We start from the raw sequence: 21,189 nt of genomic DNA on the forward strand, positions 1-21,189 counted from the left end.
TTCACTGGGTTTTGTCCCGCGCGGCGTCCCTGGCTTCCTTGGCGGCTGCCGCGGCGGCGGCGGCAGCTGCGGCAGCCTTGGCCCGTGCAGCTGCGATCGCCGCCTCCCGCTGGCGGCGACGCTCGGCCTCTTCGGCCAGGCGGCGCGCATAGCCTTCCGGGTCCGCAAACTGCTCCCATTCGGGGTGCTGCGCCAGGTCGGCCTTGGCCCCTGCCCTGAAAGCCGGGTCGGCGACAGCGCGCGCCTTCCACAACGGCAGCAGCGGAAGCCGCAGCCCCGGCTCGGTACGCAGCCATGGGGCCACGTCGGCATAGGCGATCTCGCCGAGCGCCTTGGGCGGCACGTTGCGCTTGGCGAACTGCTCGCCGCGCGACGGCAACTTGTCGCGGAACTGGCGCGGCACCTTGCCCAGGAACTCCGGCGTGGCGCGCGATCCGACCGTCGGCGCCGCGCCTTCACGCCGTTGCGCGAAGTCGCCGCTGGCCAGTTGCGCGCTCGTCTGCGGTCCGTCGCGCAGGGTCAGCTTGGCGGCACCGCCTTCCAGGAACACCTCGTATTGCGTGCCTTTGGTGTAGACGACGGTGGTGGCGGCCTGCGCTGCCAGCTCGAAGGCGGGGCTGGTGTAGCTAAAGGGCGCGGTGGCAGTGGTCTTGAGCCAGCCCTCCAGCAGATACAGCGGCGGCGCCGTCATGCCCTTGCCGACGCGCGGCCGCAGCATCAGCCGCGTGGACTCGCCAATGCCGACCAGCACACCCCCCGGCAGCTCGATCTGGGCAAATCCGCCCGGTGCCGTCTCGATGACGTCCTGCTCGTTGAGTTGCACGCCCTCGGCCAGCGTATAGCGCGTGGTCTGGCGGACCAGCGTGGCGCCGCCCTCGACGATGCCGACGAAACTCGTGCCTTGCGCCCACGGCAAGGTCGCGCCACTCGTTTGCGCAAGAGCCAGGGACGGCGCGAACAGGTTCGCGACGCACAGCAGCAGGAACCCGGACAAGTTCTTCGTGAGCCGCAAGACAGAACTCCGCTGGCATCAACAATTGATTGAATCTGGTTGTAAACCAAATTGACTATTGTCAATATTAGCGAAGTCCCCTGTGCCGTGTTCGTGTCTTACGGCCAGGAACGGGTCACCTGGAAGGCATATTGCTTGGGGGGAAAGCCGCGAACATCTTGTCGAGCGAGGTCTGCAGCAAGGCCGGCAGCTTGTCGGGATTGTCGGGCAGCGTGCCGGTGGCGCTGCCTCGCCAGACCGCTCGCTTGGTCTTCGCATCGAACATGTCGACCACCAGCGTCCCGACCTCGTAGGTGTCCACCGTCGTGGTCGCCGCCATGGGCACCGGCGGGCCGAAGCCGCCAAAACCGAGTCCGTAGCCGACGCCGTTGTAGTAGGTCTGGAAGGACTCCTTCTCCTGGGTGGAAACCTGCGCCGCCACGCGGACATCGCCGTTGTCGGTGAGCTTCCAGCCCTTGGCCTGCAGCCTGGCGTCGATGCCCTCGACGATGCGCTGTTGTGTCAGGGTCGGACCCTGCGTCGGCCTTGGGAGCCAGGTGTAGGTCTTGTAGGTCGAGAAATTGGCGGCGCGATCGAAGTCGGTCTTGACGGTCGGCGCCGCAACGCAGGCCGCCAGGGCGCCCGCAAGGGCAAGGATGGTGAAACGCTGGATCACTGGGTTCCTTTTTTCAAGAGGTTTGTGCGCGCATGGCACGCGAGCGGTCGTGCTGGAGCGCCGAGGTGCACGGACGGCCTGTCGCCTCCGTCGTGGCGACAGAGGGCGAGACCGGGCGGCGAGCCCGTGCGGCTGGCATCTTCATTCGATTCTCCCCTGGTGCGCAAGGCCGGGTGCCCCGCGAAATGAGCGGTAGCGTAACTCTGAAGTCCGCTATCGTTCGCCCCATTTGACGGCAAACTCGCCTGTTCAGGGACCGGATCTTGACGCTTCACCACATCGACTTGCTGACGTTGGCCGCTTGGTATGCCGGCCTCGGCGCCGCCGTTGTATCCGGTCACACACATCGCGGTGCTTGCTGCCGGCCGAGCGCTGGAATCCCCTCCCCTGTCCTCCGTCCTTCCATCATTCAAAAGGAAAGCTGTCACTCATGTTCCGTACCCTGCTGAAGTCCAAGATCCATCGCGTTGCCGTCACCGATTGCGAACTCCATTACGAGGGTTCCTGCGCCATCGATGAAGACCTGCTGGATGCGGCCAACCTGTCCGAGAACGAACAGGTGCACATCTGGAACATCAACAACGGCGAGCGCTTCGTGACCTATGCGATCCGGGGTGAGCGCGGCACCGGCATCATCTCGGTGAACGGTTCCGCCGCGCGCAAGGCCTCGGTCGGCGACCTGATCATCATTGCCGCCTTCGGCCTGGTGCAGGAAGACCAGGTGGCCGCGCACAAGCCGAAGCTTGTGTTCGTCGACAGCGCCAATCGCATCAAGGAAGAGCGCGCCCACATCCCGGTGCAGGCCGCGTCCGGCGAGCCCGTGGTGGCCTGATGCGTCCCTCCATCCCGAACGCAAAGTCATGACGACCGTCACCGCTTCCGAAGCGGCCAGCCCCTACGGCTCCTTGCCGGCCACCTCGCTGCCATCCCAGCGCAAGCCATTGAGCCTGCCGCGCCTGGCGCAGATGCATGCGCAGGGCGAGAAGATCAGCATGCTCACTGCCTATGACGCGACCTTCGCCGCGATGGCCGATGCGGCGGGCGTCGATTGCCTGCTGGTGGGCGATTCGCTCGGCATGGTCTGCCAGGGACTGCCCAGCACCGTGGGCGTCACGCTCGACACCATGCGCTATCACACCGAAAGCGTCGCGCGCGGCCTGCACCGGGTGCAAGGCACGGCGTGGCTGATCGCCGACCTGCCCTTCGGCAGCTACCAGGAGTCGCGCGAGCAAGCGCTGCGCAGCGCCACCGTGCTGATGCAAGCGGGCGCGCACATGGTCAAGCTGGAAGGCGGCGGCTGGACCACGGAAACGGTCCGCTTCCTGGTGGAGCGCGGCATCCCGGTCTGCGCGCACCTGGGCCTCACGCCGCAGACGGTGCATGCGCTCGGCGGCTATCGCGTGCAGGGCCGGGACGACGCGGCGGCGTCGGTGCTGCGCCAGCACGCGCTGGACTTGCAGGGCGCCGGCGCGGCGATGCTGGTGCTGGAAATGGTGCCCGCGGCGCTCGCCGCATCGCTCACGCAGGAGCTGACAGGTTGCGCCACCATCGGCATCGGCGCCGGACGTTCGACCGCCGGACAGGTGCTGGTGCTGCACGACATGCTGGGGATCAACCTCGGCAAGATGCCGAAGTTCGTTCGCAACTTCACGGCCGATGGCGGCGGCATCGCGCAAGCGCTGCAAGCCTATGTGCGCGCCGTGAAGGATGGCAGCTTTCCCGACGACCGGCTTCACGCATGGTGAGCCATCCACCCGTTTCAATTCCCGCAAGAGCACACCATGCACATCGCCCACACCATTGAAGACCTGCGCGAACACCTCGCCGCCTACCAACGCCCCGCCTTTGTCCCGACCATGGGCAACCTGCACGAGGGCCACCTGAACCTGGTCCACAAGGCCAGGCCACTCGGCGATGTCACGGTCGCCAGCATCTTCGTCAACCGCCTTCAGTTCCTGCCACACGAGGACTTCGACACCTACCCACGCACCTGGGAGAGCGACTGCGAGAAGCTGCGCGCCGCCGGCTGCAACGTGCTGTTCGCGCCCGACGAGAAGGCGCTCTACCCCGAGACGCAGACTTTCAAGGTGCATCCCGACCCGGCGCTGGGCGACATCTTGGAAGGCCATTTCCGCCCTGGCTTCTTCGTGGGTGTCAGCACCGTGGTGATGAAGCTGTTCGCGTGCGTGCAGCCGCGCATCGCCGTGTTCGGCAAGAAGGACTACCAGCAACTCATGGTGGTCCGGCACATGGTGCGGCAGTTCGCGCTGCCGATCGAGATCGTGGGCGTGGAGACGACACGCGCCGACGACGGCCTCGCCCTGTCTTCGCGCAACGGCTATCTCAGCGAGGCCGAGCGTGCGGAGGCGGTGCAACTCTCGAAGGCGCTGCGTGCGATGGCCGAGGCCGTGCGATCGGGGGACAGCGATTTCGCGGCCATCGAGGCGCGCGGGATGGCGGCATTGCGCGAGCGCGGCTGGCAGCCGGATTACTTGGTGCTGCGACGCCGGACCGACCTGCAGGCGCCCGCGCAGGGGGAGCCGCTGGTGGCGCTGGCGGCAGCGCGACTGGGCGGCACGCGGCTGATCGACAACCTTGAGATCGACGGTTGACTCGACCGGGGCCTTCGACCGAACGCAGTCAATCCTCTCGACGAGGTGATCGGTTGGGATGAGCAGGCATCCGCCAGCCGCCTCTCGGAGCCCTCTATCGCAGCATGGCGAGCACTCCCTCCGGAGTCTTCGGCATGTCATACACCCAGGCTGGGCTCCCAAATCGGTCTTTGATGGGCCGCCATTGGGCTCGATCTGGGGCGATCTTCAGGCCTCCAATCTTCAGGTAAAAATGTTCCAACGAGGTGGACCTCCTGGCGAGCCCCATCTCATCTCCCGAAAATTCTTTTTTTCCAACCTGAACCCAAAACACCATTTGCATTCCTGCCAGATCTACAAACGAATTCACGCTCTCGTGCCGGCGCCAGCTGGCCTTGGCGTACTTGAATACATCTGTCCTAATTCCTAATTTCTTGTTCGGAAGATCAACGCGGAGGCGGATCGATCTTGGTATGTCTTTTTCAGACACCCAGTTCGAGTCGTACCTCATGAGAAGCACTCCATTGGCTTCATTAGCCCCATACTCGTCGACTATCGGTGTCCCGTTGAAGAATTCGATGTCGGCCCTAAGTCGTCCGAGCACCTCCGTCGCGACAGCGCCATTTCGATCCATGGTCGGGAACAGAGGAGAGAAGGTCGGAATCGAGATCGCGTATTCCCGACCGCAGACCAAGCCCGACGCAGACGTGTTGTCCGGCATCTCCAAATCAATCTTGAGGGGATTGTCAGTGAGGTCATAGCAATCGCCTCGCACGAGCGCCGACTTGTACTCACTTTCGATCCAGCCAATGTATTCAGCAAGACCGCGAATGCTTCCATCCAAATTGATCACCGCATATAGCTCGGCATCCTCCAAGGGCGTCATGTGACGCCGGTCCGACTCGGCGGCCTGCCTTTTAATGACTCTCTCCATTTCGGCGACGCTCGGGTTTTTTGCCAAATTTAATGCCACCATAGCAACGACAAAGAGCGCCATCACAATAGATGCGGCCAGGAGAAAGGCCCACTTTGTTCGGTTGTTATGCGTCCATTTAGCTGGACTGATCTGAGTCGGCATTGGCTCACCAATAATTGCCTTGAATACGGCTGGTCGATCCTCCTCTCGAACAAGCGGAAGAGCCTTGAGCAATTTGGTAGTGGCTACCAATTTTGCGCCGGCAAACAGAAAAATGATGGCGGCTATCGTATAGGCGGCCAATGCATAAGGGCTGGCAGCTGCCTCGGGAATTGCTTTAAGAAACGAAGACATGGCGTTCATCGTCGATCCCTCGCGGCCGACCGGCCGGCACGCCAGTATGCCTTCCCTGGTGTGACCTGGTCCAGCACCGTGGAAGGGAAAGCTTCGCAAACGATTGCGTGCGCAAATGACCGGATATCGACTGAATAACGTTTATATCTTTGGACGCAAGATTTAGTTCAGGCACGCGGCGCAGGCGGGCGGCTACCGCCTCTGTGGGACGCACTCTCCACAGCCTGCAGCACCGGCACCACCGTCAATAGCCGACGCGTGAGCCAATAGAGGCGCGACGCATCGACAGGGTTCGGCAGCCTCAGGACGTCGATCAACCGTTGTGGCAGCGGCCCCAGGGGGAACGCAGCCAGCGGTTCAAGCACCGCCACCAGTTCCGCTCGCACATGCTCGTCCACGAGGTCGCGCGCATCGAGACAGCGCCAGATGGTCCGGATGGCGTGTTCGCACAGTTCGGCATCCGAGGGTGGCGCCATCGCGCCAGGCGGGCCGAATGAAGCCGGCGGCATCGAGGGCATGCCGCGTGCGCCGGCAGGGTCGGGGCTTCCGGGTGAAGGCATGGTGGTCCTCCTTCCTGCCGGCCACGATACGCCGCTCAGGTTCGCACGGCAATCACTTGAACTGATCGGCCGTGACGCCCAGCTTGCGCAACTTGTCGAACAGCGTTTGCCGCGGCACTGAAAGCGCAGACGCCGTGGCCGACTGGTCGCCATGGTGTTTGCGCAGCGCCTCCACGATGACGGCGCGCTCGAAGGATTCGACCTGTTGCGGCAAGCCCTGCGGCAGGCTCGCATCGGCACCGTGCTGCTGCGTCAGCCGCCCTTCTCCCCCTTCTCCCAGCAGCCCGAGCACGAAGCGGTCCGCCACGTTGCGCAACTCCCGCACGTTGCCGGGCCAGGCATAGGCCATCAGGTCGGCCAACTGGGCGCTGCTCAACAGGGGCGCAACCCGCTCGAAGCGGCTGGCCGCCAGCAAGGTGAAGTGCTCGAACAGCAGCGGAATGTCCTCCCGGCGCTCGCGCAGCGGCGGCAGTTCGATGAAGGCCACGCCGATGCGGTAGTACAGGTCGGCCCTGAACTTCTGCCTGTCGCTGAGTTCCTTCAAGTCGTCCTTGCTCGCCGCCACCACGCGGCAGTCGAATGGGATGGTCTTGTTGGAGCCGATGCGTTCGACGGTGCGCTCCTGCAGCGCCCGCAGCAGCTTGATCTGCACGGCCATCGGCATGCTCTCGATCTCGTCGAGGAACAACGTACCGCCGTTGGCATATTCGAACTTGCCGACCCGCACCTTGCTGGCGCTGGTGAAAGCGCCGGGCTCGTGGCCGAAGAGTTCGCTCTCCGCCAGGGATTCGGGCAGGCCGCCGCAATTGAGCGGCACGAAATGCTGGCGCCGGCGCTTGCTGTAGTCGTGCAGGCAACGCGCAACCAGTTCCTTGCCGGTGCCGGTCTCGCCGTAGATCAGCACGTCCGCCGAAGTCTCGGCCAGCGTCATCACGGTCCGCCGCACCTGCTGCATCTGCGCCGAGCGGCCGATCAGCACGGACTGGATGCCGTTCCAGTTGTCCAGCGCCTCGCGCAGCGCGCGCACCTGCAGCGTCAGTTGCCGGCGCTCGATGGCGTGTCGCACGATCGCGACCAGGCGCTCGGTGGTGAAGGGCTTCTCGATGAAGTCGTAGGCACCATCGCGCATGGCTTCCACCGCCATCGCGATATGGCCGTGGCCGGTCATCAGGATGACGGGCAGTTCGGGGTCGGCCGCGTGCAGTTCATGCAGCCATTCAGTGCCGGTGATGCCGGGCAAGCGCACGTCGCAGACCACGATGGCCGGGACGCCGGGACCGACGTGGGCCCGCGCACGCTCGACGCTGCCAAAGGACTCGACGTCCAGGCCGGCCAGGTTCAGCACCTGGGTCGTGCTGATGCGCACGTCCTCGTCGTCCTCAACCAGCAGCACGCGGATCGCTGGGGCATTGCTCACGGTTCACCCTGGAAAAAACAGTTGGATGCGCCCGAGTGTGCCGTGATCGGCGTGCCATGCAAGGCGCGAGAACGCCGCGGGCTCATGCCCGCAAGGCCGAGCAACGCTGCATGGCGCGTCGAGCGCGGCGCAATCGGGTGCATAGCGCTCTCACCCTAGCGGCGAATGCGATAGAAGGCAGAAGTGTCAAAGTCCATGATGCTTGTCCAATGGTTCAGCGCGGTCAACTGCTTTTTCCAGGGTCACTCACTCCTGTGGTTGGGACTGTCAGGCTTGCTCGCGGGCAAGTCGATGGCGAAGCATGCACCACCCGCCTCCAGGTTGCTGGCGCGCAGGGTGCCACCCATGGCCCGCACCAATTGTGCAGAGATCACCAGCCCCAGGCCCAGTCCCGCGCCCGCCGGCTTGCTGGTGACGAAGGGCTCGAACAGGTGCGCCAGGATGTCGGGCCGGATGCCGGGGCCGGTGTCGCTCACCTCCAGCAGCACGCGATCGCCCTGCGTCCGGGCCTGCAGGCGCAGGGTGCGACGCGGCGCCTTGTGCATCGCGTCGATGGCGTTGCGCATCAGGTTGACGAGCACGCTGCCGAGCGCGGCCTCGTCCGCCATGACGGCCAGCGTGGCCGGTTGCATGTCGACTTCGACCGCAATGCCCTGGTCCATCAGGGCGTCGGCCACCATGCCCTGCGCATCGTCGATGCAGTGCGCGAGGACCAGCGGCACCACCGGCAACTCGCTCTTGTGCGCGAAGGTCTTGAGTTGCGAGGTCAGGCGCGCGAGCCGGTCGACCATGCCGCGAATGCGCCGCAGGTTACCGCGCACGTCGTCGAAGCTGTTCTTGTCGAGCAGGATCGCGGCACTTTCGGACAAGGCGCGCATGGCCGTGAGGGGCTGGTTCAGCTCGTGCGCCAGCCCGGCCGACATCTGGCCCAGCGCGGCCATCTTGCCGGTTTGCACCAGTTCGTCCTGCGCGGCGCGCAGTTGCGCAGTGCGTGCCACCACCGTGGACTCGAGGCTGTCGTGCGCCGCCTGCAGCGCCGCCTGGTTCGCCAGCCTGTGCCGCATCGCGCGACGCCGCTGCAGCAGCGCGATCGTCACCAGCAACAGCACCGCCATGGCCAGGCTGGCGGTGATTGCCGCGTTGCGGGCCGCCACGCGCAAGGGCGCCATGTCGTCGAACACCATGAGCCGCCAGGGTGCGTCGCGCAACGCACGCTCCGACACGAGCTGGTCCTTGCCGTTGAGCGATATCAACTGCACGTCGGGCGCCAGGACTTCATTCGACGTCCAGCGCAACGGATCCAGGCTGCCCTGGCCGTACGGCCGGAAGCGCTGCACATCGGCGCGCTGCTGCTCGTCCAGGGGCCGCAAGGGGCGGAACTTCAAGTCTGCGCGCGTCGAGAGGATGACCACCCCGCGCTGGTCGACCACCGCCACGTCGCCAGGCAGCTTGCGCCATGCGCTCTCTGCGTCCTCGAGGTTGACCTTGACGGCCACCACGCCGCGAGACGGCGGTTCGCGCCGCAGCGCGTAGGAAAGATAGTAGCCCGGCCGCTTGCTGGTGACGCCCACGCCATAGAAGCGCCCCCTGCCCTGGCCCAGCGCGTCGATGACATAGGGGCGAAAAGAAAAGTCCTGGCCGACGGTGGTCCCGGGCTTGTCCCAGTCCGATGCGGCCAGCGAGGTGCCCGTGTCGTCAAGCACGTAGAGCATCTCGGCGCCCACGGTGGCATTGACGCCCGCAAGATAGCGGTTGGCCATGTCGCGCAGGCCGACATCGGCCGGTGTGCCGAGCAGCGCGGGAACGATGGGCGTCATCTCCAGCAGCGCGGGCAGGTAGTCGAAGCGGGCTAGTTCGGCATCCAGCCCGGTCGCCAGCATTTCAAGCCGGTGGGCTGCCGCATCGCGCACACGGGACAGGCCGGCTTGCAGGGCGAGCTGATGCCCAGCGAAGGCGGCCCCAGCCACCAGCGCCAGCGCGCCGCACCAGCGCCAGAAGGCCAGCCAAAGGCGCCGGTTGCTGGTGGTTGGGTCGAGGCGCCGGACCGGCTCCCTGGGCTTCATCGGAGCTTTATTGCACAAGCCCGTGCCGTGCGCATCGGTGGCAGCCCCCGGTCGCTCTCATGGTCAACGCGTCACACCCACGGGCATGTGCGTCTCGGTCGCGTCGAGCACCATCTCCGGCTCGTCCGCTTCGGCCGATGTCTCGCCGTTGAGCTGCTGCGTCATGCGCTGCGTGTCGAGGTCGCCGGTCCACTTGGCGACGACCAGTGTGGCCACGCCGTTGCCGATCAGGTTGGTCAGCGCACGCGCTTCGGACATGAAGCGGTCGATGCCCAGGATCAGCGCGAGGCCGGCCACTGGCACATGGCCCACGGCGGACAGGGTCGCGGCCAGCACGATGAAGCCGCTGCCGGTCACGCCTGCGGCGCCCTTGGAGGTCAGCAGCAGCACGGCCAGCAGCGTCAGTTGCTGGGTCCAGGTCATGTCGGTGTTGGTGGCTTGCGCGATGAACACGGCCGCCATCGTCAGGTAGATCGAAGTGCCGTCGAGGTTGAACGAATAGCCCGTGGGAACGACCAGGCCGACGACCGACTTGCGCGCGCCGAGGTTCTCCAGCTTGGCCATCATGCGCGGCAGCACCGATTCGCTCGACGAGGTGCCCAGCACGATCAGCAGTTCTTCCTTGATGTAGCGGATGAACTTCCAGATCGAGAAGCCGTGCGCCCTGGCGATGCCACCCAGCACCACGAAGATGAACAACAGGCAGGTCGCATAGAAGGTCGCCATCAGCTGGCCGAGTTGCAGCAGCGAACCCACGCCGTACTTGCCGATGGTGAAGGCCATCGCGCCGAAGGCACCGATGGGCGCGACCTTCATGATGTAGCCGACGATGCTGAACAGCACGTGCGAGCCCTTCTCGATCACGTCGAACACCAGCGTGCCGCGGCCGCCGAACTTGTGCAGCGCGAAGCCGAACATCACCGCGATCAGCAGCACCTGCAGGATCTCGCCCTTGGCGAAGGCATCGACCACGGTGTTGGGGATGACGTTGAGCAGGAAGTCGGTCGTGCTCTGCATCTTGCCCGGGCCGGTGTAGGCCGCGATGCCCTTGGTGTCGAGCTGGCTCACATCGACGTTCATGCCGGCCCCGGGCCGCACGATGTTGATGATGATCAGGCCGACGACCAGCGCCACGGAACTCACGATCTCGAAGTACAGCAGCGCCAGGCCGCCGGTCTTGCCGACCTTCTTCATGTCCTCCATGCCGGCGATGCCGACCACCACGGTGCAGAAGATGATCGGCGCGATGATCATCTTGATGAGCTTGATGAAGCCATCGCCGAGCGGCTTCATCGCCGCGCCGGTCTCGGGCCAGAAGTGCCCGAGCAGCACGCCGATGACGATCGCCGTGATGACCTGGAAGTACAGGGATTTGTAGATGGGTTGCTTGGACATTGACTGAGGGGTCACGTAGGTCTCCTGGGAATGGTTGTGGCGTCGGCGGCTTATTGACGACTGCCGGATGCTCAGCAATCGACGTGCCACGGCAAAACGAGACAGCAATGCGCGCCAAGTGATTGATTCGATTGGGTTTTGTCGAGGAGCTTGCGGAGGCGGCTGCCGAGCTTCCGACAGGAGCGCCGCCGGGCCGTCCGATTTGCCGGCACGATGACCTGGGGCAAACCCTGAGCGTCACAATGCGCCCCGTGGAACTCAACCAACTGCGCTCATTCCTTTCCGTCGCACGCACGGGCCAACTGGTGCGGGCCTCCGAGCAACTTCACCTGACCCAATCGGCGCTATCGAAGCAGATCAAGGGCCTGGAAGACGAACTGGGCGTGCTGCTCTTTTCGCGAACGCCTGCTGGCATGGTGCTGAGCGGCGCGGGCCGGCGCCTGCTTCCGCTGGCGGCGAAGACGGTCGAATCGGCTCAGGAGTTGAGTGCGCTGGCCAAGTCGATGCGGGGCACAGTGTCCGGCGCGTTGAAGCTGGGCACGATCATCGACCCCGAGTCGATCCGGCTCGGCCCCTTGCTCTCGACGCTGCTGGAACTCTATCCCCATGTGGATGTGTCGCTGCTCCACGGCATCTCCGGCGGCGTGGTGCAGATGCTGCGGGAAAAGCAGGTGGACGTGTGCTTCTACCTCGGCACGTTGAAGGACCCGGAGATCGCCGTGCGTCAACTGGCGCTGGAGCACTACGTCGTTGTCGGGCCCGCGGCCTGGGAGGCTCAGTTGCGTGATGCGGACTGGCCGGCCCTCGCGGCGATGCCCTGGCTGGCCACGCCGGCCGGAAGCTCGCAGCACGGGCTGGTCGACCAGATGTTCGCCGAGCGAGGTCTTGCCTGCCACACCGTGGTGGAGGCCGACCAGGAGGCTTCGATGATCGAACTGGTCCAGACCGGCGTGGCGTTGGGGCTCATGCGCGAGCGCATTGCGGCACCGGCGCTGCGCAATGGACAGGCGGTGGTCTGGCCGGGGGTTCGGTTGCCCTGCCCCTTGTCGCTGCTGTACTTGCGCTCGAATGAGGACTCGATGACCTTGCAGGCCTTGCTGGCGGTGGCGCAGCTCGTGTGGCCGGCGGAGGGTGAACTCGCTCCTTAGCTCACCACGTTTCGAATGAAGCGCGTGGCCGCGCCATCCATCGCCAGGTAGGCATAGGGCTGCGCGCTGCTGTAGATGGCGAAATCCCCGGCGCCGACAGTCCTGGCGCCCTCCTCCAGCGTGATCTGCAAGCGGCCTTCGATCACGTAGACCATTTCCTGCCAGCCTTCCGGATCGGGTTCCGCGTCATAGCGCTCGCCCGCCGCCAGCGACCAGAGCCACAACTGCACGTCGTGCCGCGCCGACGCGCTGCCCAGCAGCGTGGCATGACTACCGGGATGTGCGCCGCGCCAGGCCACGGCTTCGATCCGCTGGGGCTTGCTCAAGGGGTCACTCACGATCTCGACGAAGGTGACGTCCAGCGCCATCGCAAGGCGATCGAGGCTGGAAAGGCTGATGTTGGTGTCGCCGCCTTCGAGGTTGACCAGCATGCGCCGGCTCAGTCCGGCTGCGTGCGCCAGCGTCGCCTGGCTCAGGCCGGCCGCCAGGCGAAGCCGGCGGACATTGGACGCGACGTGGGCCAGGACATCGTCGCGCTCGGGGTTGCGCACTATATTGCTCATGGATAGAATGTGCAGTTTACTGCGCACAGCATAACGTCAGGGAGTCCCCCATGAACAACATCTCGGCCGCCGCGACCCGGCCGACCTCGGTCTTTTCGCTCTCACGCCAGGAACTGGCGCTCATCGCGGTCACCTTCGTCTGGGGTGGGACCTTCCTGACGGTCCACATCGCCATGGGTTACGCGGGCCCGCTTTTCTTCGTCGGCCTGCGCTTTGTCGTCGCCGGACTGTTCGCTTTGTTGCTCTGCGGACGACGCATGGCGGGCCTCACCCGGCTCGAGCTTGGCGCGGGCGCCGCCATCGGCGTGAGCATCGTCGTGGGCTACGCGCTGCAGAGCTACGGCATGCAGACCATCACAAGCAGCAAGTCCGCCTTCATCACCGCGATGTACGTGCCGATGGTGCCGATGGTGTTGTGGCTGGTGCTGCGCCGCCCCCCTCACTTCATGAGCTGGATTGGCGTGGCCTGCGCGTTCATCGGCCTGGTGCTTCTGGCCGGTCCGGAGTCCGGGAAGATTTCGCTCCACGGCGGCGAGATGGCGACGCTGGTCGGGACGATCGCGATTGCCGCCGAGATCATCCTGATCGGGCACTTCGCAACGCGCGTCGACAGCCAGCGCGTGACCGTGGTGCAACTGCTGGTGGCAGGCGTGGTGTCGTTGCTGTTGATGCCGGTCGCGGGCGAGCCGCTGCCCGCCTTCAACTGGGTCTGGGTCGCGTGCGGCGTGGGGCTGGGGCTGGCGAGCGCGCTCATCCAACTCACGATGAACTGGGCCCAGAAGTCCGTGTCCCCGACCCGCGCGACGGTCATCTATGCGGGCGAACCGGTTTGGGCCGGCCTGGTCGGCCGGCTGGCCGGGGACCGCTTGCCGGCGCTGGCGCTGCTGGGCGGTGCCTTCATCGTCATCGGGGTGATCGTGAGTGAGATGCGGCCCGGGAAGGCTGGCGGTGCGGTCAAGACCTGATCCAGGCCAGCGTATGAAAGCTTCCGGAGGAGATGAGGCGCAGTTGAGCGTACGCGGACCGGGCTTGAGGCAAGAGCCCGGGAAAGATGGCATCGTCGCCGCGCTGCGTGAGTTCGTGGGTCGCCTGCCGGCGGATTTCAAACTCGACAGGGACGATGCCCACGCACGCGGGAACGATCTCGGACCCGCAAGTACGACCTGATGCGTTGAAGCGCCACGCGCAGCGGAATCGCCCAGTTGTCGCGATGCCTCAGTTGCGCGCCAACGCCCGCAATGCGGCGAGCCGCCTGCGCGTGCCGGGGTGCGTCGCGGTGTCGCTGCGCCAGCCGAGGTCCATGAAGGCTGCAACCACATGCTGGTCCGACAGGCCCAGGGCGCGCAAGGTGCTCAGGGCAAAGGCGTCGGCCTCGAATTCCTGCCGATAGGCCAGCGCCGATGCATCGCGGCCCAGCCGATCCGCGATGGCGTCGGTCTGGTGCTGCACGACGGCGCCCGGCACCCATTTCACGTACAACTGGCCCACCTGCGCCCAATGGTCGAGCACTACATGTCCCAGTTCATGCGCGAGGATGAAGATGCGTTCGCCTTCCGGCAGGTCAGCCAGGGCGACATTGGCCACCACGATGCGGCCTTGCAGCGTCTCGCCTACGATCTCGCCACGCACCACGCGCAGTTCGACTTTCGAGAGTGCCGGACTGCGCAGGCCATGCACGAGCTTGTCGAAGGACTCGCGCACTGCCAGGGCGCGCGGGCTCGTGGCATCGGCCAATGTCATCGCATCGAGTTGCTTCTGTTGCGAAACCTGCAGCACTCTGACGATTTCCGGCGTGGCGCGCGTGTCCTCGCAGCGGGCGGCGCCGCAGGCCAAAACCATCCACATCATCAGCAACCAGCGCATGAGCACCTCCGCAGCGCTCCTGTCGCGGGCGCCTTTTGCTGCACCGCAACAAACATGCCAGCGGCTGAGCGGTTTTAGGCCAGGAAGGTCGTATTCGCAAGTGAACGCGGCCGTTCACCTGTCGCAAAAAGGGATGCTGCCGTTGCAGCCATCACGCCTCGAGAGCACCGGCTTGCAAGGCCGCAACGTCGCCCGAGACGATGGCTGCGAGCTTCCGGGTGACCTTCTCGATGGGCCAGTCCCACCATGCGATGCCTTGCAGGATCTCGACCTTCTTTTCCATCTCCCCTGCTCGGGATGGAAATCAAGAACTTCGTGCTTCATCGGGCCGGATCCGCGGGCTCAGTCTCCGGTTGTGATGTGCAGTGATTTCAGGGCTTCAATGTCGGAATCGCTGTAGCCGACCTCCTTGAGCAGCGCGTTCGTGTGCTCGCCGATCAATGGCGGCTGCAGGCGGATGCCCGGCCGCTCGCCGCCGATCGTGAAGGGCATCAGCGGCACCTTCGAGATGCTGCCGTCGTTCATGCGAATCGGCGCGAGGCCCCCGGTCGCGCTGAGGTGCGGGTCGTCGAAGAGGTCCTGCGGGCGGCTGATCGGCGCGAAGGGCAATTCGTTCCGCTCGAACACGGCGCTGAGTTCGGCGGCGCTGCGATCGGCGAGGTGCGAGCGCAGGATCGGCAGCAGCCAGTCGCGCGCTTTCACGCGGTCGTTGTTGGTCTTGAGGCGCGGGTCGGCCAGCATCTCCTCCAGTCCGAAGGCCTTGCAGAAGATGGTCCACTGCTTGTCGCTGACCGCTGCGAGGAAGATCTGCTCGCCGTCCTTCACGGTGAAGACGTCGTACACCGCCCAGGCGGAGATGCGGCTGGGCATCGGGTCGGCAGCCCTGCCGGTGGCGGCGAACTGCATCATGTGCTGAGCGACCAGGAAGATGTTGTTCTCGAACAGCGCCGACTGCACTTCGCAGCCTTCGCCAGTGAGGTCTCGTTGCCGCAACGCGGCCATCGCACCGATGGCGCCGAACATGCCGCCCATGATGTCGTTGACGCTGGTGCCGGCGCGTAGCGGGTCGCCCGAGCGGCCGGTCATGTAGGCCAGGCCGCCCATCATCTGAACGACTTCATCCAGGGCTGTGCGATGGTCGTAGGGGCCGGGCAGGAAGCCCTTGTGGCTGACGTAGATGAGGCGCGGGTTGAGCTTCTTCAGGCTGTCGTAGTCCAGGCCCAGCTTCTTCATCGTGCCGGGCTTGAAGTTCTCGCTGACGATGTCGGCGGTGGCGATCAGACGCAGCGCGGCTTCGACGCCTTCCGGCCGCTTGAGGTCGAGCGCGATGCTCTTCTTGTTGCGGTTGAAGGTCGGGAAGAATCCTGCCCCGGAGCCGAGCAGGCGGCGCGTGTTGTCGCCTTCGACCGGCTCGACCTTGATGACTTCCGCGCCCAGGTCGCCCAGCAGCATGCCGCAGGTCGGCCCCATGACCATGTGGGTGAATTCGATGACGCGGATGCCCGCGTAGGGCAAGGGTTTCTGTGCTTCAGACATTGGATGCTGTTCCTTGTTGCTTGAATCCCTTCGGCACGCCGGCTTCGGGCGTCATGCCGTAGACCGGTTCTCCGGGCAGGCCGGCGATCAATGGTGCGCGGGCTGCCATCAGTCGGTCGAGGGCGATGCCGGTGCGAACGCCCATCGCCTCGAACATGAAGACCAGGTCCTCGGTGACGACATTGCCGGACGCGCCGGGTGCGTAGGGGCAGCCACCGAGACCGCCGAGCGACGAATCGAATGTGCGCACGCCTTCTTCGTACGCGGCAAGGCAGTTGGCCAGGCCGAGTCCGCGCGTGTTGTGCATATGGGCCGCGCCGGCGTGCTCGCCGAGTTCCGCGCGAAGGCGCTTGAACAGGCGACGGACCTGCGCGGGATTCGCATAGCCGACGGTGTCGGAGAGTCCCGATTCGTCCGCACCTGCTGCGACGCATTGCACGGCCAGCGCGATGACTTCATCCTCGGGCACGTCGCCTTGCAGCGTGCAACCGAAAGCGGTCGAGATGCCGGCTTCCAACTTGACGTGCGGGGCCATCGCACGGCGCAGGTCCGAGATGGCACGCACCTCTTCAACCATTTCCTCGCGCGTCTTGCGTACATTGGCGAGCGAATGCGCTGCGCTGGCGGAGACCGGCATCGTCAGCTTGTGGACACCCGCCGCCAACGCAGCCTCGGCGCCGCGCCGGTTGGGCACCAGCGCCATCACGGTCAGGCCGGGCAAGGTGATCGCGTGGCGCACCACCTCGGCGGCATCGGCCATCTGCGGCAGCAACCTGGCCGGCACGAACGAGGCCACTTCGATCTCGCGCACGCCAGCTGCATAAAGCGCGTCGATCCAGCGCAGCTTGTGCAATGTCGGCATCGTGGCCTTGACCGATTGCAGGCCGTCGCGCGGGCCGACCTCGCTGATCAGCACATCGGGGGATGTCATCTCTTCTTGTCTCCTTGGCTTGATTGTTCTATCTTATAGAACTATATTCCGTCAAACGCATTGAATCGACGAATCGCCAGACTGTCAAGGAGACTCCATGCCACGCAAGCCCCAGACCGAATCTGTCTCCGACCTGAACGCCGCACCCGGCGGCGCCGCCGCGGTCGATCGTGCGTTGAGCCTCCTCGCAGCTTTCCAGCCAGGTGACGACGCCTTGTCACTCGGCGATTTTGCTGCGCGCACGCAGCTCTACAAGAGCACCGTGCTGCGCCTGCTGGCCTCGCTGGAACACGCGGCGCTCATCAGGAGGCTCGACGACGGGCGCTACGCGCTCGGCGCGGAGATCGCCCGCCTGCATGGACTCTACGCCGCCGCCTTCTCCCTCGACCAGATCGTGCTGCCCGTGCTGCGCGATCTGGTCGCCACCACCGGCGAGAGCGCGGCCTACCACGTCAAGCAGGGCCACGGCGCTGATGCGGTGCGCGTGTGCCTCTACCGCGTCGATTCGCCACATCCCATCCGGGACCACATCAAGGCCGGCGACGTGCTGCCGCTGGCGCAAGGCACCGGCGGCCGCGTGTTGACCGCCTTCGATACTCAAGCGCCCGCGCCCGCCGGCAAGGAGAAAGCGCTCTACGCACAGATCCGCAAGGACGGCTACTTCAGCAGCGTGGGCGACCGGCTGGCCGATGTGGCGGGCATCTCCGCGCCGGTGTTCGATTCGCGCGGCGCACTGGCCGCGGCCGTGACGCTGACGATGCCCGCCCACCGCTACGACCCGGCCTACATTGCGCGAGTGCTGACGGCCGCAAAGCAACTCAATGATCGCGTGTGACCGCCGATTACCCACGTTTCAGTCACAAATAACAGGATTCTTCGGCGATCAATCTTTGCCTCGGTATCCAATACAGTATCGCCACGGGTTTTGCACCCACCCCTTTCATATACATCCCCCGAGGTTTCCCATATGACCGAACGCACCAACGTTCACGGCCTGCAGGTCGCGACCGAACTCCATCAATTCATCGAGCAGCAGGTGCTGCCCGCCACCGGCGTGGACAGCGCAAGCTTCTGGAAGGGTTTCGACGCGATCGTGACCGACCTGGCGCCGAAGAACGCCGCCCTGCTGGCCGAGCGTGACCGGTTGCAGGTCGAGATGGATGCGTGGCACAAGGCCAACCCGGGCCAGATCAAGGACATGCCCGCGTACCGCTCCTTCCTCGAGAAGATCGGCTACCTGGTGCCCTCGCCCAAGGACGTTCAGACCACCACCTCCAACGTCGATGCCGAACTCGCCCAGCAGGCCGGCCCGCAACTGGTGGTGCCCATCCTCAACGCCCGCTATGCGCTGAACGCCGCCAACGCACGCTGGGGCTCGCTGTACGACGCGCTCTACGGCACCGACGCCATCCCCGAGACCGACGGCGCCGACAAGGGCAAGGGCTACAACCCGATCCGCGGCGCCAAGGTCATCGCTTTCGCACGCGAAGTGCTCGACCAGGCCGCGCCGCTGGCCAACGGCTCGCACAAGGACGCGGCCGGCTACAGCGTCAAGGACGGCCAGTTGGTCATCGCCCTGCACAGCAGCAGCACGGCACTCGCCGAGCCGTCGCAGTTCGTCGGCTACACCGGTGATGCCGCCGCGCCATCGTCGGTGCTCCTCAAGCACAACGGCATCCACCTCGACATCCAGATCGACCGCAACACCGCCATCGGCAAGACCGACCCGGCCGGCGTCAGCGACGTGGTGATGGAAGCCGCGCTCTCCACCATCCTCGACCTGGAAGACTCGGTGGCCGTGGTCGATGCAGAAGACAAGGTCGTGGCCTACAGCAACTGGCTCGGCATCCAGCTCGGCACGCTCACGGAAGAAGTCGCCAAGGGCGGCAAGACCTTCACGCGCGGCCTCAACCCCGATCGCGAATACACCGGCGCCGACGGCAAGCCCCTGAAGCTGCACGGCCGCTCGCTGATGTTCGTGCGCAATGTCGGCCACCTGATGACCAACCCGGCCGTCCTCTACGCCGCTGGCAAGGAAATCCCGGAAGGCATCCTGGATGCCGTAGTCACGACGACCATCGCCACCATCGACCTCAAGCGCAAGGGCAACTCGCGCACTGGCAGCATCTACATCGTCAAGCCGAAGATGCACGGCCCGGCCGAAGTCGCCTTCGCCAACGAACTGTTCGGCCGCGTCGAGCAACTGCTGGGCCTGCCGGCCAATACCGTGAAGCTCGGCATCATGGACGAGGAGCGCCGCACCAGCGTCAACCTCAAGGCCTGCATCGCCGCCGCCTCGGCGCGCGTGGCTTTCATCAACACCGGCTTCCTCGACCGCACCGGCGACGAGATGCACACCGGCATGCAGGCCGGTGCGATGCTGCGCAAGGGCGACATGAAGACCACGCCGTGGATCACGGCCTACGAGAAGAGCAACGTGCTGGTCGGCCTCAGCTGCGGCCTGCGCGGCAAGGCGCAGATCGGCAAGGGCATGTGGGCCATGCCCGACCTGATGGCCGACATGCTGAAGATCAAGATCGGCCATCCGAAGGCCGGCGCGAACACGGCCTGGGTGCCCTCGCCCACCGCCGCGACGCTGCATGCGCTGCACTACCACCAGGTGAGCGTGGCCGATGTGCAGAAGGAACTGGAGAAGATCGACGCCGACGCGCAACGCGACGCGATCCTCAACGACCTGCTGCAAGTGCCCGTGTCGCCGACCACCAACTGGTCTGCCGAAGAGAAGCAGCAGGAGCTGGACAACAACGTGCAGGGCATCCTGGGCTACGTGGTGCGCTGGATCGACCAGGGCGTCGGCTGCTCCAAGGTGCCGGACATCCACAACGTCGGCCTGATGGAAGACCGCGCGACGCTGCGCATCTCGAGCCAGCACATCGCCAACTGGCTGCTGCACGGCATCGTGACGAAGGAGCAGGTCAACGCGACCTTCGAACGCATGGCGGCGGTGGTCGACAAGCAGAACGCGGGCGACGCGCTCTACAAGAACATGGCCGGCAACTTCAAGACCTCGGCTGCCTACCAGGCTGCACAGGACCTGGTGTTCAAGGGCATCGAGCAGCCGAGCGGGTATACCGAGCCGCTGCTGCATGCATGGCGATTGAAGGTGAAGGGCGAGGCTTGATCAACTGGAGCGGTCGCTGCGTGATCGCTTAGTAGTCCTGACCTTCACGAATGACGGCGCCCGAGGGCGCTGTTTTTTATTGGTGATTGCTGCAACACGGCCACCAAATGGACAATCGATGAATAGAACGCCAAGGAGGTCTCGTGCAGCACATTCCCTTTGCGCAAGCGCGCGCCAATCTGGCAAAGACGTTGCGCAGCGTGGAGACTGGCAACGAACCGGCCCTGATTTCGCGCCGCGGTGCGCCGGCGGCCGTCTTGATGTCGGTGGCGCAGCTCCGTCGGCTCTCCCGGTCTGCGCAGGGATTCGCCGACAAGCTCGACGACTGGCGTCAACAGCATCTTGAATCGACTGGCACCCAAAGCGCCGAGGAGCGGAGGCACCCGTTTGCCGGCGTGCGCGACACCACACCCGGACGCGACTTCAAATGGTGAACTGGCTGCTCGACGGCATCGTGCTGTGAGAGGAGCCGTGCGTCCGCGGCCCAACGCCGCTGTCATGGCAGCAATGCGTCGGCACTCGGGCGAGCTCGCGATCGCTGCTCCCGTCTGGCACGAGTTGCGATTTGGTTGGTTGCGAATGCCACAGGGCCAGCGCCGAGATGCCATCGAGCGATATCTGACAGACGTGGTGGCTGCGCTTCCTGGCCTGCCCTGCGACGCTGCCGCGCCCCGCGTGCACGCCGAAATCCGCGCGGAAGCCGATCGCAGCGGCAAGCCGCTGCCATTCGTCGACGGACAGATCGCCTCGATTGCCATCTCGCAGGATTTGACGCTGGTCACGCGCAACCTGAAGGACTTTGCGGGGGTCAGCGGCTTGCGTCTGTCGAACTGGTGGACCTCGGCTGACGCGTAGAAAGCGTTGACGTTGGTGCGTGTCGCGTCATGCGTCATGCGTCATGCGTCATGCGTCATGCGTCATGCAAGGCCGCGACCAACTCTCACGGCTTGCCGGGTTCGCCCTACGCGGAGCTGCCTCATCCAACCTGTTGATCTACCGCAATCGCGATCGGTGGCAACCGTTGAATCCGCCGCGACATTGAA

General features: G+C 65.2%; 21 protein-coding genes. 9 read left to right on the top strand and 12 right to left on the bottom strand.

Annotated elements, in window-relative coordinates:
* Position 1: 1 nt before the first annotated feature.
* Entirely contained in the window at positions 2-1,012 is a 1,011-nt protein-coding gene (locus WKW82_RS14190; RefSeq protein WP_340342945.1) for a FecR domain-containing protein, read from the bottom strand.
* Between the two features lie 115 nt (positions 1,013-1,127).
* The gene (locus tag WKW82_RS14195) at positions 1,128-1,667 is read right to left on the bottom strand and encodes a DUF4136 domain-containing protein (RefSeq protein ID WP_340342946.1); all 540 of its coding nucleotides are present in this window, start codon (positions 1,665-1,667) and stop codon (positions 1,128-1,130) included.
* 430 nt (positions 1,668-2,097) lie between these two features.
* On the opposite strand from WKW82_RS14195, the gene panD reads away from it, so the two are divergent.
* From panD to panC, 3 genes are read left to right on the top strand one after another with little or no spacing between them, the layout of a single operon-like run.
* A complete protein-coding gene (gene panD, locus WKW82_RS14200) occupies positions 2,098-2,499 on the top strand; it encodes an aspartate 1-decarboxylase (protein WP_340342947.1) in 402 nt (133 codons plus the stop codon).
* Between the two features lie 28 nt (positions 2,500-2,527).
* The gene (panB, locus tag WKW82_RS14205) at positions 2,528-3,412 is read left to right on the top strand and encodes a 3-methyl-2-oxobutanoate hydroxymethyltransferase (protein ID WP_340342948.1); all 885 of its coding nucleotides are present in this window, start codon (positions 2,528-2,530) and stop codon (positions 3,410-3,412) included.
* A 36-nt stretch (positions 3,413-3,448) separates the two neighbouring features.
* Positions 3,449-4,279: a pantoate--beta-alanine ligase gene (gene panC / locus WKW82_RS14210; protein ID WP_340342949.1), complete on the top strand. Its 831-nt coding sequence runs from the start codon at positions 3,449-3,451 to the stop codon at positions 4,277-4,279.
* Positions 4,280-4,373: 94 nt separating this feature from the next.
* Here the strand turns inward: panC and WKW82_RS14215 are convergent, their stop codons facing one another.
* From WKW82_RS14215 to WKW82_RS14235, 5 genes are all read right to left on the bottom strand, one after another.
* The gene (locus WKW82_RS14215) at positions 4,374-5,537 is read right to left on the bottom strand and encodes a hypothetical protein (RefSeq protein WP_340342950.1); all 1,164 of its coding nucleotides are present in this window, start codon (positions 5,535-5,537) and stop codon (positions 4,374-4,376) included.
* A 158-nt stretch (positions 5,538-5,695) separates the two neighbouring features.
* Positions 5,696-6,088 (bottom strand): hypothetical protein, encoded by a 393-nt coding sequence (locus WKW82_RS14220; RefSeq protein ID WP_340342951.1) that lies wholly within the window; start codon positions 6,086-6,088, stop codon positions 5,696-5,698.
* 52 nt (positions 6,089-6,140) lie between these two features.
* Positions 6,141-7,505, bottom strand: a complete 1,365-nt coding sequence (locus WKW82_RS14225) for a sigma-54-dependent transcriptional regulator (protein ID WP_340342952.1) — start codon at positions 7,503-7,505, stop codon at positions 6,141-6,143.
* A 242-nt stretch (positions 7,506-7,747) separates the two neighbouring features.
* Positions 7,748-9,568 carry a sensor histidine kinase gene (locus WKW82_RS14230; protein WP_340342953.1) on the bottom strand — a complete coding sequence of 607 codons (1,821 nt, stop codon included), beginning with the start codon at positions 9,566-9,568 and terminating at the stop codon, positions 7,748-7,750.
* 63 nt (positions 9,569-9,631) lie between these two features.
* Positions 9,632-10,963: a dicarboxylate/amino acid:cation symporter gene (locus tag WKW82_RS14235; RefSeq protein ID WP_340343208.1), complete on the bottom strand. Its 1,332-nt coding sequence runs from the start codon at positions 10,961-10,963 to the stop codon at positions 9,632-9,634.
* Between the two features lie 242 nt (positions 10,964-11,205).
* Here WKW82_RS14235 and WKW82_RS14240 point away from each other — a divergent pair, with 242 nt between their 5' ends.
* Positions 11,206-12,111 (top strand): LysR family transcriptional regulator, encoded by a 906-nt coding sequence (locus WKW82_RS14240; RefSeq protein WP_340342954.1) that lies wholly within the window; start codon positions 11,206-11,208, stop codon positions 12,109-12,111.
* Here the strand turns inward: WKW82_RS14240 and WKW82_RS14245 are convergent.
* The gene (locus WKW82_RS14245) at positions 12,108-12,674 is read right to left on the bottom strand and encodes a helix-turn-helix domain-containing protein (protein ID WP_340342955.1); all 567 of its coding nucleotides are present in this window, start codon (positions 12,672-12,674) and stop codon (positions 12,108-12,110) included. The two genes, WKW82_RS14240 and WKW82_RS14245, sit on opposite strands and share 4 nt — an antisense overlap.
* A gap of 50 nt (positions 12,675-12,724) precedes the next feature.
* Here WKW82_RS14245 and WKW82_RS14250 point away from each other — a divergent pair, with 50 nt between their 5' ends.
* Positions 12,725-13,639, top strand: a complete 915-nt coding sequence (locus tag WKW82_RS14250; RefSeq protein ID WP_340342956.1) for a DMT family transporter — start codon at positions 12,725-12,727, stop codon at positions 13,637-13,639.
* A gap of 250 nt (positions 13,640-13,889) precedes the next feature.
* Here WKW82_RS14250 and WKW82_RS14255 read toward each other — a convergent pair whose 3' ends face one another.
* The 4 genes from WKW82_RS14255 to WKW82_RS14270 form a co-directional block, all read right to left on the bottom strand.
* A complete protein-coding gene (locus WKW82_RS14255; RefSeq protein ID WP_340342957.1) occupies positions 13,890-14,537 on the bottom strand; it encodes a M48 family metalloprotease in 648 nt (215 codons plus the stop codon).
* Positions 14,538-14,688: 151 nt separating this feature from the next.
* Positions 14,689-14,820: a hypothetical protein gene (locus tag WKW82_RS14260; protein WP_340342958.1), complete on the bottom strand. Its 132-nt coding sequence runs from the start codon at positions 14,818-14,820 to the stop codon at positions 14,689-14,691.
* Between the two features lie 59 nt (positions 14,821-14,879).
* Complete coding sequence (locus tag WKW82_RS14265) at positions 14,880-16,073, bottom strand: CaiB/BaiF CoA transferase family protein (protein ID WP_340342959.1); 1,194 nt, start codon at positions 16,071-16,073, stop codon at positions 14,880-14,882.
* Positions 16,066-17,004, bottom strand: coding sequence for a hydroxymethylglutaryl-CoA lyase (locus WKW82_RS14270; RefSeq protein ID WP_340342960.1), 939 nt, complete (start codon positions 17,002-17,004; stop codon positions 16,066-16,068). Before WKW82_RS14270 ends, WKW82_RS14265 begins: the two co-directional genes overlap by 8 nt.
* Before the next feature lie 97 nt (positions 17,005-17,101).
* Between WKW82_RS14270 and WKW82_RS14275 the strand changes: the two genes are divergently transcribed.
* From WKW82_RS14275 to WKW82_RS14290, 4 genes are all read left to right on the top strand, one after another.
* The gene (locus WKW82_RS14275) at positions 17,102-17,839 is read left to right on the top strand and encodes an IclR family transcriptional regulator (protein WP_340342961.1); all 738 of its coding nucleotides are present in this window, start codon (positions 17,102-17,104) and stop codon (positions 17,837-17,839) included.
* 132 nt (positions 17,840-17,971) lie between these two features.
* On the top strand, positions 17,972-20,146 hold the full coding sequence (locus WKW82_RS14280; RefSeq protein WP_340342962.1) for a malate synthase G: 2,175 nt from the start codon (positions 17,972-17,974) through the stop codon (positions 20,144-20,146).
* 143 nt (positions 20,147-20,289) lie between these two features.
* Entirely contained in the window at positions 20,290-20,580 is a 291-nt protein-coding gene (locus WKW82_RS14285) for a type II toxin-antitoxin system Phd/YefM family antitoxin (protein WP_340342963.1), read from the top strand.
* A gap of 37 nt (positions 20,581-20,617) precedes the next feature.
* Positions 20,618-21,001: a type II toxin-antitoxin system VapC family toxin gene (locus WKW82_RS14290; RefSeq protein ID WP_340342964.1), complete on the top strand. Its 384-nt coding sequence runs from the start codon at positions 20,618-20,620 to the stop codon at positions 20,999-21,001.
* Positions 21,002-21,189 lie beyond the last annotated feature (188 nt).

The sequence above is a fragment of the Variovorax rhizosphaerae genome, from assembly GCF_037889975.1.
In the GTDB taxonomy this organism is placed as follows: domain Bacteria; phylum Pseudomonadota; class Gammaproteobacteria; order Burkholderiales; family Burkholderiaceae_C; genus Variovorax; species Variovorax rhizosphaerae.